Source organism: Flavobacterium sp. (assembly GCF_039930565.1).
Taxonomy (GTDB): domain Bacteria; phylum Bacteroidota; class Bacteroidia; order Flavobacteriales; family Flavobacteriaceae; genus Flavobacterium.
The window spans coordinates 1-17,248 of sequence record NZ_JBDTTP010000013.1 but is presented as its reverse complement, the minus strand read 5'-3'; the positions used below and the strand labels follow the sequence as shown (position 1 = coordinate 17,248).

Sequence of the window (17,248 nt, the reverse complement as noted above, 5' to 3'; positions counted from 1 at the left end):
AAAAGTTGTGCAGTAAAATACCTTTAAAATCAAAACAATAAGATGCTTCAATCAATATCGACGGCATTTTGAATTATACATCTTTTTTTTTAGAAATAAATATTTATTGCTATTCTTAAAAGACGTTTTTAAATAAAATGAATATCTGTGTTTTCATTATTAACCATCAATAACCAAACTTTATGGGACAATTTCAAGATTTATTAAATGCAGTGATAAGCGCGAAGCTATCTAACATTAACAATGATGCTACTGCAGCAATTCGTTCTCGTGGTTTAGACCCAATGCAGCATGTCACCTCGGGATCTCAGGTGATAGGAAGCATAAATTTAGGGATATGCACTGCGGAGGCTATAGCTAGTTATGTACTGGAAAATCTGACCGGCCTCTCAAGCTTTCATATTAATTCGCTGGTTGTTACCTCCGCAAACGCAAGCCCCGACGGATCTTCCGTGAGCGGTGCAATACAGATGGATGCTGTTTTAACTTCAGATGTTGGCATTCAGGTGGGTGGTAACTTCAAGGCAGGATGCCTGTATTACACACCCTCTGTTGGGCTTAGCGGCAACGTTTCTGTTTCTGGTGTTTCGATAAGCGCAACAGGCGATTTTAATGCTACCCTGGGAACACAACTTTGTTTAACCGCAATGGATGTGATGAATCCAAACTTAAATTATGGTAACATCAATATTAATATTGATGGGCTGGGAATATTGAATGAACTGTTGGGTCCACTCGAAGACTTTATACTTGGCTTAGTAAAGGGGCAAATAATCAGCTTGATAGAAAACGCCATAACGCCGCCAATTAATAGTGCCATTAGCGGTGTGCTTCCACTCTGCACCAGCCTAAGTTAATATGTGCTTAAATGAAAATATTTATTGATTCAAATGAAGCAGGGAAATCGGAGATAGGTGCATTTTACAAATTGCCTAACCTTATTGGAAATGAATACTATTTAGAAATCAAATTAGAGCACCAATTAAAATCCAGATGGTGCTGGGTGTCTTTAGCTTGTGCCATTGCAAAGTATTATGAAACAATGAATGTGCAGCAAGCTGCGTTAGCAAACGAACTTGTGAAAAACGCAAATACAGAATCCGAAATTTATCCACCCGAAGACCGGAAGGAAAAGAATGTAAATTTCAAACTTGATGTTGCATTAAAATACATTGGCTGTTTTAGTCATTGGTCTGCGGGAAAGCCAAACTTTGAAAGACTCAAGTTTGAAATAAATCAAGGAAGGCCATTGTGTGTACGTTTAGAGTGGCTCAAAGGCGGCGCACATTATGTGATGATAAAAGGATATGATTGGAAAAAAGGCACCGTGCTGATAGATGATCCATTGCATGGTTTACACAGAATGCCTTTCGAAAATTTTCCTGAAAAATATAGGGTATCAGGAGCCATTTGGACGGAAACCTATTGGACAAATACATAAATTATTAAAAAGAAATAAAATCGAATTAGATATGGCAAATTTTGATATTGCGGTTGGTTTAACTCAAAGTGGGTTAAATTCTACCTTAGCGAGCTTATTTGGTAACTCAACGGCTCAGAGTAAACTTTTTACTCAAAGTTTTTCACAAACGGTAAGTGGCATACCTGTTGATATAACTTTAAAGATCGGCAATGCTCCTACAATAGTACTTGCTCCGCCTACTGCTGCCTATTGGCAACAGTCCTATAATGCTCAAGGGCAAACACAAACCGGCAATCCCCCATCTGAAAATGTTTTCCAGATATTGATTTCCAGTTTGAGCGTTAGTGGGTCCGTCTCAGGTGTTCCGGTATCCGGAAGCACTTCGTTTCAAGTGTATGCAAAAATCACATTCACAAACAATACACTCTCTTTTCAGGGTTTGTCGGTTTGGTTAGACGAAAGTGCTTGGAATAAAATGGGCTTAACAACGCTGCTTGTCAATGCAATTATTATCCCATACGGATTGAATACTGTAAACAATCTTCTTAAGGCAATTTCAATTCCGCAAATCCCAACTTTTTCGGGTATTAGTTTTCAGACACCAATCCTTGGCATCACCAATGCTAATGAAATAGTGGCTGCCACTTCTATGACGAGCAGTTCCGCACCAAGCTTAGACAGTTATACACCTCCAACAGCTCTTGATATTTTTCTGCAGGCAGACCTTGCAGTAACTAATGCCGTATTAGCAGCTGAAATTAAGAATTATACTTTTAATGAGTCTGCCAAAAAAGGAGACAGTGCAGCTTATGCAAGTGCAGCAATAAAAGGAACCGTGCAGAGCGTTAGAGCAAGTATTACGTCTGGAACTACTAATGCAGAAATTGCCGTTACCAATATCAGCGGTTATGGAGAGCTGGGAGGAACGGCTACAGCAGTTGCTAAAACCTTGTTATGTCCCATCGGTACGGCTATTGATGCCATCTCAAATCCAAGTGATTGGGATAAGATTATTTCAAGTTTTGCAATAACCTATAGCCCAGATCCACTCACCGTACCATTTTCATTAACCGTTAACACGGATGGTGATGTGCTTTTAAGCGTTGGGCAGTTAAGTTCTGCAACACTAATTTTTGCACCCCAATGGAGTGGTGTTATTGGTTCTGCATTGGCAGCAGTCGCTGCCAGTTTTGCAGACCTTGTAACTTCAATTTTTAAAGAAAAAGTAGTGAACCCATTCATACATGATTTTGCGCAAAACATTACTGTATGGTCCAGTGCTTCTGTAAGTACAGACCTTGAAGGTATAACTATAAAAATTAGCCCAAACACCGGAACGGCTCTGTCAACACTAGATGACACCTATATTGTAGAAGGCTTTACAGTTTCATTTTCCTAAAATAAACACCAAAATTTATGAAAAATAATAAAAAAATTAATTGTCAATCTCTTGAAACTGCAATGGTCAACAGCATCAAGAACGAACAAAATCAAGTATCATTGAAAGACACGCCTTTTTATCCGTTGGCTTTTCATACGGACATGCCCGAAAATATTGACTTTGATAATGGTCATGTATCTTTTCGTTTCCATGATTTTAATATTAAAGGACTTGATACACTGGAGTTGAACTCTGAATTATGCAAAGCAGATAAAAACAAACTGCATATTGCGCTGCGCTGGAATGATATTTCAATGAAAGCTAAATATGAAGTAAAAGCAAGCTATGCAAGCAAAATCAACATGGATACCGGCGGTAACATGCAGGAATTAGATGAAAGTTATGCAAGAGACGCAGGTGGAACCGACAATGGAATAAACCCGCTTTCACCGGCTGAGATTGATACAATGGTTAATCAGGCAAGAGATCAAAAAGAACCTATCAATGGAACTTATCATGGCCCTACAATGATGGCATCCTACTATAAAAACAACGAATCTTATAACAGTGTTTTCTGTGTTAGCGGGAGATTAAGAGGTCTTTGGAGTAATGGCGGCGTAACTGCACAAATGTCCAGAGACACAAGTAGTGCGTTAGATACAAGTGCATCGATAAATGGTAATACGTATTCAAATGGTCTTACTTATAATGCTAATGCTTTTCAACAACAAATAAATGTGTCAATAGCGTTGTACACTTTGGCCAATACATACCCACAGGGATCTGCTCTTTACCAACAGTACATGACAGCAGCAAGTGATTCTTCTAATTTTTCAACAAATGTTCAAACGCTTGGTAACGACTCACAGAACATTCCATCAATGACAGGAACAGATGTTTATGGCGTTCTAAACGACAAATCCAAATCTCCGCAAATAACTACCACAGAGAATTTCATCAACAACATGAACCAGGCTAACGGAGATGAAAGCACCAGTGCCGGAGCTGACGAAGAAGCGGCAAAGAATGGGTGGAGAATTTTGGGTGAACAAGAAAGAAGAGATATCCGCGAGCGAATGTTCTTGTTTCGAGAAGAATTGATGGCAGAAAAAAGCAATCATTTCGACCTTTTATGGAATGGCGACTGCCATGCAGAACTTAGAGGTGCTGAAGCAACAATGACCCTGACTTATAATGAGGAAAAAGCAGTCTGGAAGATTACGGAGTCTAATGTTAAATTTCCAGCATTTGCTGTGGAAGTAGATGACTCTATGTGGACAGGTAACATTGCCGACATTGTAAGAGAACGTCTTGCAAGCATGCATTTTGTAAAAAGCCTGCTGCAAAATAAAATACAATCCAGTATTCAAAAAGTAACCGAGAAAGTTATCCTTCAAACGCTGGCCACTCCTGGTATTGCACAATAATTAATAAAAAACACTTGCACTAAATTGAAAAACTCGCTTTACGAAATAGACGAACCCATGGGACAATGGCTTTATGCCGGAGAGAAATGGAAGGAAAACCCTTTAACGCGCATACACGATAAGCTGCTTAGCAAAGATATGGCCGATTTTGAAGCTGCGTTAGCACTGGCTTTAAAACCGCAGACAAAGTATTTAACCGATACCGAGCTTCAGTTATATGCGCGGGGCAAGAAGATAAGACCCATGATGCTACAGCTTTCTTCCCGGCTAATTCTGGGGGAAGAAGAATTGACGCACAAAATTGCAAAAGCTTGTGCTTCGTTGGAAATGCTGCACGTCGCCACATTGATACACGATGATATTATTGATGACGCTTTATTGAGACGCGGATTAATGTCTGTGAACGCAAAAAGAGGCACCAACGCCGCAATCCTGGTTGGCGACATGCAATTTGTGCAGGCAATAAGAACCTTTGTCGATGCCATAGACACACAAAGCGAAATGGGCTTAATAAAAGTTGTACTCGATACAGCATTCAATATCTGTGCCGGCGAACTGGATGAATTGGAAACCGATCCCAATTGGAGCTATGAGGTTTTGCGACAACGGTATTTTGAGGTAATTGAAAGAAAAACGGCTATCATGTTTGGAATGGCTTGTGAAACAGGGATGTCGTTGGCAAAAGCCGGCAAAACAGAAACGAGACGTATAGGGTTTTACGGCAGAAGAGTTGGCAGAGCTTTTCAAATAATGGACGACCTGTTTGACTTTTTGCAAGACGAAAAAGACTCCGGAAAGCAAGTTGGGGTTGACTTGATAAAACGTCGGGCAACTTTGCCGCTAATCTATGCAATGGAAGAGCTTGGACCGCAACATACCGTAAGCAGAATCATGCGAGCTGAAATACCTGCTCCAACTGATTTAAGTAATGAGATTGACGCAATTATGTCAACGCAAGCTATTGAAAGGTCTTACGCAGATGCAAGGAATGAAGCGTTGGACGCTTTAGAGTATTTAAAACATTTTAAGAAAAATGCATATAGAGACGCTCTGGAAGAGATCGCTATGTACACGGTCGACCGTAAAATTTAAACTTAAATAAAGCACTTATGGCTGGAAATTCAAATTTATTTCAATTCATTTTCACAACAATTTGCGGTTCTGCAAATAATCCGAAAAGCAATTTTTTTCTCCCTACTGTTTTATCCGGCATTCAAAGTGGTGGCTCATCCATTATTCCATTAAAAGAAAAAAGTTGGAATATTGGTACACTAACTGGAAGCAATGCCAGTTTTATTGCGCAGCAAATATCAAATTCCTACTCACAGATTTCAGTTCCTGATCAGAATCAAGTGGCAATACCTTTGCCCTCCAATCCTAATCCCACATTAAACCTGCAGGATCCACAAGGTGTAAAAATGGTCACTATCAACGGGTTGGATAATGCAAATGTGCAGAGTTTTCAGAATTATAATTATGATGAAGCAACCGCGAGTGTCACTGCTGATATTGTTATGAATTTCAATTATTGGACAAACAACCCAGGTGAACTGCAGCCAGGGCAGAAAATTACTCCTTTGTCAATTTCTACCCCATTTGTGCTGACACAAAATCTATGTATAGCTAATGTTTCTACTCCTACAACGTGTATTGACTCTAGTGCACCTCCTGTTGTGGTTCAAGGCGTGGGAAACTTTCAAGCAAATATTAGTTCGTTGCAATTTACTGCTTCTATAAAAATTTCTGTATTAGATAACAGAGCAGGACTTAATTGTCAGGTCACAAATATAAATCTCATAACAAGTGGTGCCGCGGCTCCTAAATTTCAGAATATAAGTGTCCAATTAACAAATTCAAATCCTGCCTTGAGCGGCATAATTGGTAACTTAATTAATTCAGCGCTTTCTTCTTCTGATGCAAGTGGTGCTATATTTTCACAAATGGGTAAATCATTAAATACAGACGGAAATCTGAAAGCGCTCTCAGGCACGCTGACAAATCAACTCGCCAGTTTCTTAGACAATCATTTGTCGCCTGTTGTAGGTGAGCTCCCTTCTGATAGTGGCCAGCAGGCAACCAATCTGGTGGATCTCTACCTATTCGATCGTGTACGGTATTCATTAAATGATCCTACAAGTGGCTGGTACGTGCAAACGTTGTTACAGCAGTACAAAAATCCTCCACTTAATCCGTTTAAGCCAAATGATATTAGTTTGGGAAGTTTTGATTTGTTTTCCGGCTTTACTTTATCAAACGCAACGCTAACCAACGTTGTAGTAAATGGCTTTCCAAATGCCACTATACCGGCAGCAAACATGATTTTGTCCCCTCCTACTTTTTCTTTTGCTCTTCTTCTTGGCTCTTTAGGTTCTGGCACAAATGCTTCAGCCACTTTTTTAGCCAATTATACTGGCGGTGGTCAACTCAATCTGGGATTAAGTGTAGCAATAAGTTCTGTTCCTCTTACTGGTGTGGTTGCACCAACAGGCGCAAGTGCAAGCCAGTTAAATGTACTATTCAATTCCATCATATTCAGCATTCCTCAGGCTTCAGCTATGGCAATAACACTGGATGATCAATCTGGTCTTGCTCCTTCTGTACAAAAAGTTCTAAACTCACCTAGTGTTCAGAATTTAATCATTAATGCTATAAACGCTCAATTGACACAGCACCTTTTTCCTATCGGCAATGAAGTAACCAGTTTAATTCAAAATTTGGTGAGTCAGGCTACTGGTTAGGATGACCATATTGGAACTGTAAATAATTAATTGTAAAACAATAAAATTTTTGAAGAATGGACATTGAAGAGTGGAAAAACTGCGCAGAAGATAATCATGGGCAGCTCATTGTGTGGGTTGACCAGGAAAGCAGCCTCAAGATAAAAAAAGCTGCTATTGAAGGTGTATGTTTTACCATGTGCCTAGATTTTGTTTTAAAGTTTCAGGCAGGGGGAACATCGCCATTTAATTTTATAAATAGTATTCATTTTGCTTCTGCTGTGTCAAAAAAAGAGAATAACGTTCCTGATGTGTATGTGATAAAACAAAACTTATATAAAGCCGAACTGGATGCATCTACAAAGCGTATAAATGTTTTAATACGACAGATAAATGCTGCTGCTATTGCTCATAAAGATGCTTTAAAAAAGCAATTAGCTGATTTACGTCAATTGTTGACACGCAATAGATATGGTGGCGCCAACATGAAAGCGTATGAAGATTTTAACGCCGATTTTATTTTGGACTTTTGTGAAATTTTAGAGAAAAAAATGGACAAACAAGTAAAGGATAATGGCCCATCATATTTTCTGGTTGGGATGGTTAGCCCCGGGAATGGTGGACATGCAATTGCCTTTGGCCAGCTTACAGAAGTATATCAGTTCTTTGATCCCAATTTGGGGCTTTTTGATTTTCCATCAAAACAAGATCTTAGTAATTTCTTTAACGATAGCGTATATCCATATTACTTAGAAAAAGAATATTCTAAATTTTCCATCGCATCATATATTGCCTCAAGCAAATAAAAGGTATGGTTCCCTAAAAATCTCACATTATCATGTGTTATTAAAATAATTAATTTAATTCAATGTTATTTACATTATGAATAATTTAGTACCTCCAAATGTTGCCGCAATAAGAACATTGCTTAATATAGCCGATGACGGAACCATAGCCGGTGGGGTCGTTTCGATTGATGCTGCTACCTTACATTCTATTGATGCTGCGAATGTAATGCCGCAATTAATTACCTCGGCATATGCTGCGGGATCCATTGTAATCAAAGGAGCGCAGGCAACTCCTGCTTCAATCACGGATAATGTAGTTATTACGGGAACCGGTAAATTCAATTTTACTTCTGATTATGTGACGGTAAGCATGACTTTGAGTATAGTGAATAATAATGTTCAGGCATTGCTGCAATATGAAATGATTCCTGCTGCGGTCCCCGCCACGCCATGGAAGTTTTCTGATAGTTTTCCAGACCTGCCAACATTAATGAATGGAACGTTACCAGATGCAGCTGAAATAAGTCCATTAGACCAACTTCAAATGTCTAATGCGCAATTTCTACTTTCCACATACGAGCAAACAGTAGATGGAACTGCACTTTCGATTGGGGTTAACTTTTCTGCTGATTTAATACCTACTGGAATATTAGGCATATTTGAAAACTTAATAGGAAGTTGTCAGTTAATTATAAGCGGAACGGTAAATTCGCCAGATGCAACCCAAGCTGCTCCTCCATTGGGTCAAAATGAATTTGCCTGGGATCAAACAGGTATTGTGCCAGGTATTGATTTAAAAGCTAACTTAAATGTGTCTGCTTTTCAATTGGGCAGCATGACATTTTCAGCTGATTATTTCAGGGTTTACAGTCCTGCGAGCATTGATTGGCAGGCAAATAATGCAACTTATAATGCTACAGTGGGTTATACTGGAGCTTTTGATATCCCAAGTGCACAATCCAATATTGGCGTTGCTGTTATAACTCCTCCAGGAATTGAAGCTGCACAGTTGGCAGCCAATTTTGTAAACTCACCTATTGGCGATTTTAGTAAACTTGTTGATATTATAGGGATTAACAATGTTTTGTACTCATTCCCATCCGAAGTACAAACCGGCGATCTTGGAGGGCTTGGAATACAGAATGCAAGTGTAACATTGTCCTATAACAAAGGCATCGTAGTTAATGCTGCTTCTGTAACGGTAGGAATGCCGAAAATAAATTGGAATGTCTGGCCGGGCGTATTTGAAGTTGTTTCCGTGATGGCTGAACTAAGCGTGCAAAATCCGTTTGACAGCACAAACAGAGCCATTAATATCAATGTAACCGGTACAGTAGAAGTAGCAAATACCACAGTGACTATTAGTGCAGAAAAAGCTAACGATTTTACCGTTACAGCTTCAGTGGTCGAAGGTTTTGATCTTCCTTTAAGTACTTTAATGACAAAATATACTCCGGGTATTCCACCAGTGAGCGACTTGGCAATTGACGCACTTCAACTTTCAGTATCGCCGGGGAATTTTTATTCCTTCATGCTTGACATGGCGCAGCAGCCAAAACCATGGATTATTCCTCTTGGTGTTACTCAGTTAGAATTTAGCGATGTAAATTTATTTTTATTAAAACCAAGTGCTGGTGATCTGAGTGGTAATTTTTCGGGAACTGCTCAAATAGCAGGTGTTACTTTAAATGCGAATTATGATATTCCCGGAACGGTTATCATCCGCGGCGATTTCCCTTCGGTAACGCTGAATGATATCGTATCCTCTTTGACTGGGCAATCATTGAAAGTGCCCGATGGCTTCAATCTTACTTTTACGGATTCCTTTATTATATTGCAAAAAGCTGGTAACGACTATCAGATGCAGCTGGGTACTGTTATTGACGGAATAGCGAGCCTGGCATTTGTTTTAGCAAAAGGTACAAATGGCTGGGGAGTTGCAGTGGGCTTGCAGATTGAACTTAGTGAGTTAGGGAATCTTTCCGGTGGGATATCAAGCAGTGTTCAAACATTTGCCGAATGGTTCCCGTTCCAAACGTTTACATTGGCAATTTCCACCATAAAAGATTCGAAATTTTCTTTCCCGGGTTTTCAAACATTCAATCAACCATCATTAGGAACTTCCAAGATTACCCTGCCGGCAATTGCTCAGGGGATTCAGCCAGGTTTTTTTCTTTATACAAGTACCACATTTACAAAATCCAATAAAATCCTCAGTGCATTAATTGACTTGATCAATATTCCGGAAGGTACGCAGTTATATGGTTTTATTGCTTATCTTACCCAGAAAAAACAATTTCAATTAGGTATTTCTATATCCACTTTCCTTACACCCGATAGCGATGTAAAGACAAGAACATGCACGGGAGATGCAGGTTATCGGAATGGCTGCCTGACAGGTACATTGATGTTTGTTGGCGGCGGCGGGGGCGATTTTGGTATTAGCCTGATGGCTACTGTTAAGACAATCATACAGGATAATAACCTTGAATTTGACCTCATTATCGCTGTAGTAGAAAACGGTGCATTCATATCGGGTACACTTAAGGTGCAGCAACCCATAGCGTTTGGTCCTTTGCAGCTTGGAGGTCTTGCCATTGAGCTTGGTATATCATTTGAAGGAATTCCTAGCTTTGGATTTTCTGCCGAAATAGAAGTTGAGGACCTCTTCAATAGTTCTATTGCCGTTATGGTAAACAGTGCGAATCCATCAGAGTCTATGATTGCAGGCTCGTTGAGCGATTTAACCCTGGCAGATGTTGTAGATAAATTAGCAGGCACAATTCAAGAAAACCTCGATCCCACCTTAGAAAAGGTTCTTAAAGAAGTTGCCATTTCCGGAACTTCAAACGGGGAATTTCAGGTGCCGGGCGGGTCAGCAGCAAATACTTTGATTGACTCTCTGAATAATTTTGACGGACAAATTATATCTAATGATTTTATTAGCTATGGCAAGTTGTCAAGCTTTCCTTCTTCCAGCGATGGCATGATGATTTTTAAAGATGCTGATAATGGGAGATGGTATATTACGGAACAGGCAGGAGCCGGAAGCAGCTCTACCATCACGCATTGGCAATTAATAAAAGACTCGACTACGGGCGCGTTAAATGTGTCGAGAGAAGCTCAGTTCTATTTTGTTCCTTCGACAAGCGGCGTTAATATCGGCACGTTCTTCTATCCGCAGGGGATGAGTATAAGCGGCAACATTAAGTTCTTATTTTTAGACATTGATGTTGATATTGCTATTGAAGTCGACAAGGGTATATTGATTGATACCCAAATGGAAAGGATAAGCTTTATAAGCGACAACTTATTTAGTGTCACTGCCGAAAAAGGAACGGGTGGCCCGCAGGTATCTATTTGCACCTATAGCAGACCCAATGCACCACAAGGTTTTCAGGATCCGCATTTCTTCATAAACGGAAAAGTTACTGTTTTGGGGTCAAGCCAAGGCATGTTTGTAAATATTAATTCAAGCGGTGCTCAGTTTGAATTGTCGGGCGCAACACTTGGCGGCTTTTTTAGAGGCAAGCTTACAGGAATATTCAACGATACGGATTTGCAGGTTGGTGGTCAGATAAACATAGGCATTGGTTCTATTGATTTAGGACCATTGGGTACTTGGGATATCAATACCGGCGTAAATGCTGGAGCAAATATATATGCTCATTTAAAAGAAGGCACAGCCGGAGCCAATTTTAATGCAGGCTTCGAGCTGGGTGGCAGCCAATATTCAATCGGAACAATTTCATTGGATATAAATTTCGGCAGTCTTTCAGGTTTGCCTTCGGCAGCTTTTAATGCTGTCAAAAACTTCTTGATCGAACTCTTCACAGACCCTAAGAAATGGGCTGAGATGGCGGCAAAAGTATTGAATTGGGTAGAAGATCAGGTTATATCTGTACTGGAAGGAGCGTTTGGTTTGAGTTCAAGCGATGCGAAAGCTATTCTTTCCACACTTGGCTTATTTTGCCCTATCATTACTGCGGTGAATATCTTGGGTAACTAATATAAGAATGTGGTATAAGGCACATCTTTTTAAGGAATATAACAATAATGTTTGTTTTCTAATACAGATAATCAAATAGTAATAAAACAGAATTGAGCAAAATTCATTCAATCTATGAAAAAAACATTATTTATTTTTTCCAATGACTTTGGCGAATTGGTACTTTTAAGATTGCTAATGTACAACCAGTCTTTTTCCGCCATTGCTTTAATGCCGGAGCAAATGATGAAATACATAACATTACCTAATGTTGAAAAATTTTCGTATCAGAATGCCGATGATCTAAAAAGATATATCGATGATATCATGCCAACACAGATACTGTTTTTCAGTGCATATATATTAGCTACTAATAACCTGATAACCACTCCAGAGTTCTACAGCTTAATGGATTACCTTGATAAAAAAAAGATTGAAATATCAACTAGTGATCCCTTCATACGATATTATGATCATATGGACTTTGACCTACAGGCAAAGGACTTTCTGTCTAATGCCAGAAACGCATTTATAACGATCAGCGAAAGACTGTCTGGATACAGACACTTATATCCTTTACCTGCATCACTTGGTTCGACCCCACATCGTTCATTTTCAAACCATTTCAAGAAAAAAACGAAGGAGCACATATATAAAGGGAAGCAATGGACTTTTGTTATGGCCATGCATGATTATCAATTGCTGCAGTTTGAAAGCGGGCTAACGTATCACAAGAAAATAATTCCATTGTTTTCTTCCTTAGTCAAAGACTACAATATCATGGTAAATTTAGTATTCCCGGAAGAACTTCACAAAATTCTGGAAAAAGAGCTTATGGATGTTCCAGATATTAACTATATCAGTTATTGCAGTCTGGATGCCTTCGAAGACTTGATAATCCAGTCTGACGTGATGATTTACTGGAACCTATTTTCCGCGTCTACATTGCTGTGCAGACTCTATAACAAGCCTACAGTTTTTCTTAAGCAGGGACACATGGAAACAATTTTCCCAGGTTTTTTTAAATACAGCAAATCTTTTTGGTTTCCAGAAAATGAGCCGGTGATACTTGATATAAATGATCACTTCATTCCTGATGTTCTTAAGAGAATTAAAGCCGAGGAAGCTATTACAAACGACACCGCACTATTTCAACCCTATTTTGATTTAGATACTCCATCAGCAGTCTTAAATAAGCAACGTGTCAGTCAATAATTTTTTTTATCGGCTATAATGCTATGAAAACTTGTTGGCTTAACGTCAAGCTCAATGTGCAGATACTTCCTAAATTCATTTAAAACAGAGGGATTGGTATTTTTAAAATAGAATGCTGAGTTGCCAGTATTGTAAGCATGGGAAGTTAAAGTAAACTGAAAAACACAATTTGTAAAATTTCTTTTAAAATATGTTACTATTGTATCAAAACATTTAAGATGCCAGCACGATTGTTTTTTTTACGGACGTCAATACGAAATGTGTCAGCAATTTATACTAGCAAAAAAAACGCAGTACAAGGTTAGTTTCAAATATTAGTTAACCTAAAAAAATGGCATAGATATTAGTGCTCTGAGTTTTGTGGCAAAATCGTGGCACATTGGAGTTGGAGTGGATACCTTTTCTTCCACAAAAAATTAAGGCGGTTTTAAAGATATTTCACCAGTCTAAGTTTTGTGGCAGAAGCATGGCACAAGAGTATTTTGACAATGTAAATTCAATGTTGATAAGTCTTGCCTAATTTTGGTTCGAATCTGCAGCTATCCGTTTTTCTCAAGATTTTGCCGCTGAAAAATCAGCCACTGTCGCGAAGGAACAGATCCAACCGGTGTGACCTGAAAGAAATTCAACTATTGCAAAAAATGGAAAAATGGCTGAAAGAATATCATAAGCAGAAAATAGATGGATAATAATTTATTATATGTACAGTTTTTTTACTTTTTAAAGTAAATCAGTTTAGTTTTTTGTTTAAAATAAATCACTCAGACAATTCACTTTTTTTCAAATATTTGAATAATAAATGTTTGCGAGCACTTAATTTTTTCTGAAATATTATTTTGTTATTGGCCAATCTATTTTCTGAATTCTCCCAGATAGAAACATCAGAGTCTCCAAAACTTCACCCTCCTTTGGAAGTTCTCCAGTCACCATTTCTTTAAACGAAGAAGTATAAATTTTCTTTAATTGTTCCCACACAGCTGCAGTACTTTTAAATAATAGTGCATCTCCAGGGTGCACATATAGCCAGTCTTTATTGTTAGGATTCAGATCATCCGCAAAGTAATAATGAAGATAAACTATTACCAATCTTATCAAATTAAAAAATGAATGCTTATTTAAAAGAAATAGCTGGAGTTTGCGAAATCGAAAAAGAATTAACCTTTCACATTACACGACATAGATTTGCAACAACTGTAACACTTACTAATGGTGTTCCAATTGAAAGTATAAGTAAAATGTTAGGACATAAGAATTTAAGAACTACTCAACACTATGCAAAAGTTTTGGATAGAAAAGTGAGTGATGACATGCAAATTTTAAAACAAAATTTCAATTAAAAACTAATGAAATTGAAATTAAATCATCGAGCTTGTAAATTCAAAACTTTATTAATCAAAAATATTTTATTTAATGGCAGACCGATGTGCTACATCCAAAATTTCATAAATCACTTTTAAATGGTATTTAACCGTGTTTTCAGATATAAATAATTTAGTAGCGATTTCTTTATTAGTTGCTCCAGATCGAATAAGTTCTATAATTTGATTTTGCCGTTCGGTTAAATTATAGTTGGATAAATCTAAAGCTATATTTCCTTTTTCGTCTAATGCTTTTGTAAGTTGTTCAATTTCGTTGTGAATTCGGGTGTTTTCTTTTTCTACTAAAATCCTTTTGGCTACATTAGTTTGATATAAACGTATACCAAAAAACAATAAAAGAAGTAACGAAATGATTATACTATATAAAATGTAATCAAAATACTTTTCGTTTTGTTCTTTTAGTTTCCTGTTCTCATCTCCTATCTTTTTTTCGGATATTTCTAGCTTGCCATTAGCATCGTTAGCATCATAATGTTTTACAATTAAATCGTATTTTTTTTGAATGTAAAAAGCGTTTTTATAATCGTTATTATCTAGTAAAATATTACGCATAATTTCATATAAATACATTTCATATTTAACTTTTTTGTACTTTTTTGATAAAGCCACTCCTTCTTTAAAAGCAGTATCACGGTTATCAAAAAGCCCCATTCTATTATATAGTTCTATCTTTTTACCATAAATATTAGGCAAATCTTCTGGTGAATTTGCTGCAACAATTTTAAATGCTTCGTCTAAAAGTTGTTCTGCTTTTAAATACTCTTTATGGAGCATTTTTATATATCCATCTTGCATAATAATCCAAGATTTTGTTGAAATAGATAAGTGTTTGAATTGTAGCTTTCTCAAATGAACAATTAAAGCTTCTGCTTTTCTGTAATCATTGGTATCAAAATAAACAAAACATTTTTCGGCTTCAATAGTGTTGCTAACTTCTTCTTTGTGATCACTCTTTAAACCTTCAGCTAATGCTAAATCTAAATTATACAAAGCTTGATTGTAATTAAATAAACGTTTATAAGTGTATGATTTTAATAAATAAGCGTAATATTTTTCGTAAGGAACTGCATCTTCGTTAGTAATAATATCAGATAAAATCGCAATAGATTTTTCATATTGCAAAGAATCATTAAATATTTTAACTTGATTTTCTAATTTTTTAATCTTTTCAGATTGCCCAAATGAAAAAGAAATAGTTATTAATAAAATAAATAAAACGTAAACATATTTTTTTTTCATCGTGAATTTTCTCAAAGATAACAAACGACTAAATAAAACTCTAACAAATTTTTATTTTTAAAAAATTGATTTTTAGTACATTAATTAAAACTACCCAACGGGTAGTCATCAAAACTACCCATCAACTACCCGCTCCAAATTAGTTATTTTTAAAAATCTAACACAAATTTGCAATAAACAATATACAAATGAAAATATTAGAACGTATTAAAAACCACTTTCGACTTTTTTCCATAAAAAAGAATGAAGCCATTTACACCTGTATTCAAAATGATATTCCACTTACCGATGAAAATATTAAAGAAGTGCAGGAAATTTTAAAACAAAAGGAAAACAAAGAATTATTGAAAAAATTTAATAGAGAAAACTAAAGAGTTGCGAATAATCACCTAAAGTAAAGCATTTTAAAAATTACCACAATTAACAACCAATATTTCAATCAATGAACAAAAAAAAATTACTCATCGCGGCAACGCTACTTACACTATCACAAGTAAACGCACAAGAAGCAGTGGCTACCACAGGAGGTGATGCTTCAGGAACTAACGGAAACGTAAGTTACACCGTAGGTCAAGTGGTTTATACCACAAACACAGGAACTAATGGTTCTATGGCACAAGGTGTGCAACAACCTTATGAAATTCAAACAGTTTTAGGTTTAGACAATTTCAACATCAACTTGCAAATGGGTGTCTATCCAAACCCAACTTCAAATTGGTTGGTATTGGAGATTAAAAACAGTGTGATAGAAAATGTAAATTACCAATTATTCGATTTAAACGGAAGATTAATTCTAAATGAAAAAATCAATTCTGAAACAACCACAATCAATTTAGAGCAATTTCCTAGTGCAGTTTACTTACTAAAAGTTTTAGAGAACAATAAAGAAGTAAAAACTTTCAAAATAATTAAAAAATAATCCAATTAATTCTTTATAGAAAAAATTCATGAAAAACATCAAACATTTAGTTTTTGTAGCATTTATATTATTTAGCACATTTGCTTTTTCACAAGCTCCAGAAAAAATGAGCTATCAAGCTGTTATTCGAAATGCTTCAAACAATTTAGTAAACAGCCAATCCGTAGGAATGAAAATTAGTATTTTACAAGGTTCTGCCGCAGGAACTCCTGTTTATGTTGAAACACAAACACCAACATCAAATGTAAATGGTTTAGTTTCATTAGAAATTGGTGGAGGAACTATAGTTTCAGGAACTATGTCAACTATCAACTGGTCAAATGGTCCATATTTTATAAAAACAGAAACTGATCCAACAGGCGGAACATCCTATTCAATTACTGGCACTTCACAATTATTAAGCTCTCCTTATGCTTTATATGCTAAAACATCAGGTAGTTCAACGCCAGGTCCACAAGGTTCAACAGGATTGACAGGAGCTCCGGGAACCAATGGTATTAACGGAACAAACGGTTTAAAATCATTAGTAAAAACAACTGCGGAAACTGCTGGTACAAACTGTGCAAATGGTGGTACAAAAGTAGAATCAGGATTAGATACTAATAGTGACGGAACATTACAAGCTAGCGAAGTTACCGCTACAAATTATGTATGTAATGGAACTAACGGAACAAATGGTTCTAATGGAACAGCAGGAAGTAATGGTACAAATGGCACTAACGGAACAAACGGTTTAAAATCATTAGTAAAAACAACTGCGGAAACTGCTGGT

General features: G+C 37.0%; 13 protein-coding genes and 2 pseudogenes. 13 read left to right on the top strand and 2 right to left on the bottom strand.

The features are described from left to right. Positions 1 to 182: 182 nt before the first annotated feature. The 9 genes from ABI657_RS05370 (at position 183) to ABI657_RS05330 (ending at position 12,939) form a co-directional block, all read left to right on the top strand. Positions 183 to 857 carry a hypothetical protein gene (locus tag ABI657_RS05370; RefSeq protein WP_348096216.1) on the top strand — a complete coding sequence of 225 codons (675 nt, stop codon included), beginning with the start codon at positions 183 to 185 and terminating at the stop codon, positions 855 to 857. An 11-nt stretch (positions 858 to 868) separates the two neighbouring features. Next, on the top strand, positions 869 to 1,441 hold the full coding sequence (locus ABI657_RS05365; RefSeq protein WP_348096215.1) for a papain-like cysteine protease family protein: 573 nt from the start codon (positions 869 to 871) through the stop codon (positions 1,439 to 1,441). 31 nt (positions 1,442 to 1,472) lie between these two features. Further along, positions 1,473 to 2,822 (top strand): hypothetical protein, encoded by a 1,350-nt coding sequence (locus ABI657_RS05360; RefSeq protein WP_348096214.1) that lies wholly within the window; start codon positions 1,473 to 1,475, stop codon positions 2,820 to 2,822. Between the two features lie 17 nt (positions 2,823 to 2,839). Next, positions 2,840 to 4,231, top strand: a complete 1,392-nt coding sequence (locus tag ABI657_RS05355) for a hypothetical protein (RefSeq protein WP_348096213.1) — start codon at positions 2,840 to 2,842, stop codon at positions 4,229 to 4,231. A 24-nt stretch (positions 4,232 to 4,255) separates the two neighbouring features. After that, positions 4,256 to 5,323: a polyprenyl synthetase family protein gene (locus ABI657_RS05350; RefSeq protein WP_348096212.1), complete on the top strand. Its 1,068-nt coding sequence runs from the start codon at positions 4,256 to 4,258 to the stop codon at positions 5,321 to 5,323. A gap of 17 nt (positions 5,324 to 5,340) precedes the next feature. Further along, positions 5,341 to 6,969, top strand: a complete 1,629-nt coding sequence (locus ABI657_RS05345; protein ID WP_348096211.1) for a hypothetical protein — start codon at positions 5,341 to 5,343, stop codon at positions 6,967 to 6,969. A gap of 56 nt (positions 6,970 to 7,025) precedes the next feature. Continuing rightward, positions 7,026 to 7,754 carry a YopT-type cysteine protease domain-containing protein gene (locus tag ABI657_RS05340; RefSeq protein ID WP_348096210.1) on the top strand — a complete coding sequence of 243 codons (729 nt, stop codon included), beginning with the start codon at positions 7,026 to 7,028 and terminating at the stop codon, positions 7,752 to 7,754. 76 nt (positions 7,755 to 7,830) lie between these two features. Then, positions 7,831 to 11,745 (top strand): hypothetical protein, encoded by a 3,915-nt coding sequence (locus ABI657_RS05335; protein ID WP_348096209.1) that lies wholly within the window; start codon positions 7,831 to 7,833, stop codon positions 11,743 to 11,745. 114 nt (positions 11,746 to 11,859) lie between these two features. Then, positions 11,860 to 12,939: a hypothetical protein gene (locus ABI657_RS05330; RefSeq protein ID WP_348096208.1), complete on the top strand. Its 1,080-nt coding sequence runs from the start codon at positions 11,860 to 11,862 to the stop codon at positions 12,937 to 12,939. Between the two features lie 831 nt (positions 12,940 to 13,770). Here ABI657_RS05330 and ABI657_RS05325 read toward each other — a convergent pair. Further along, a complete protein-coding gene (locus ABI657_RS05325; protein ID WP_348096257.1) occupies positions 13,771 to 14,025 on the bottom strand; it encodes a hypothetical protein in 255 nt (84 codons plus the stop codon). On the opposite strand from ABI657_RS05325, the pseudogene ABI657_RS05320 reads away from it, so the two are divergent. Next, positions 13,986 to 14,276 (top strand): annotated as a pseudogene (locus tag ABI657_RS05320) (tyrosine-type recombinase/integrase); the annotation flags it as partial. The gene ABI657_RS05325 and the pseudogene ABI657_RS05320 overlap by 40 nt on opposite strands. A gap of 66 nt (positions 14,277 to 14,342) precedes the next feature. Here ABI657_RS05320 and ABI657_RS05315 read toward each other — a convergent pair. Then, the gene (locus ABI657_RS05315; protein WP_348096207.1) at positions 14,343 to 15,557 is read right to left on the bottom strand and encodes a helix-turn-helix transcriptional regulator; all 1,215 of its coding nucleotides are present in this window, start codon (positions 15,555 to 15,557) and stop codon (positions 14,343 to 14,345) included. Positions 15,558 to 15,745: 188 nt separating this feature from the next. Here ABI657_RS05315 and ABI657_RS05310 point away from each other — a divergent pair, with 188 nt between their 5' ends. The 3 genes and pseudogenes from ABI657_RS05310 to ABI657_RS05300 form a co-directional block, all read left to right on the top strand. Continuing rightward, complete coding sequence (locus ABI657_RS05310; RefSeq protein ID WP_348096206.1) at positions 15,746 to 15,928, top strand: hypothetical protein; 183 nt, start codon at positions 15,746 to 15,748, stop codon at positions 15,926 to 15,928. Between the two features lie 71 nt (positions 15,929 to 15,999). Next, positions 16,000 to 16,476 carry a T9SS type A sorting domain-containing protein gene (locus tag ABI657_RS05305; RefSeq protein WP_348096205.1) on the top strand — a complete coding sequence of 159 codons (477 nt, stop codon included), beginning with the start codon at positions 16,000 to 16,002 and terminating at the stop codon, positions 16,474 to 16,476. Between the two features lie 28 nt (positions 16,477 to 16,504). Further along, positions 16,505 to 17,248: pseudogene (locus ABI657_RS05300) on the top strand (hypothetical protein); the annotation flags it as partial.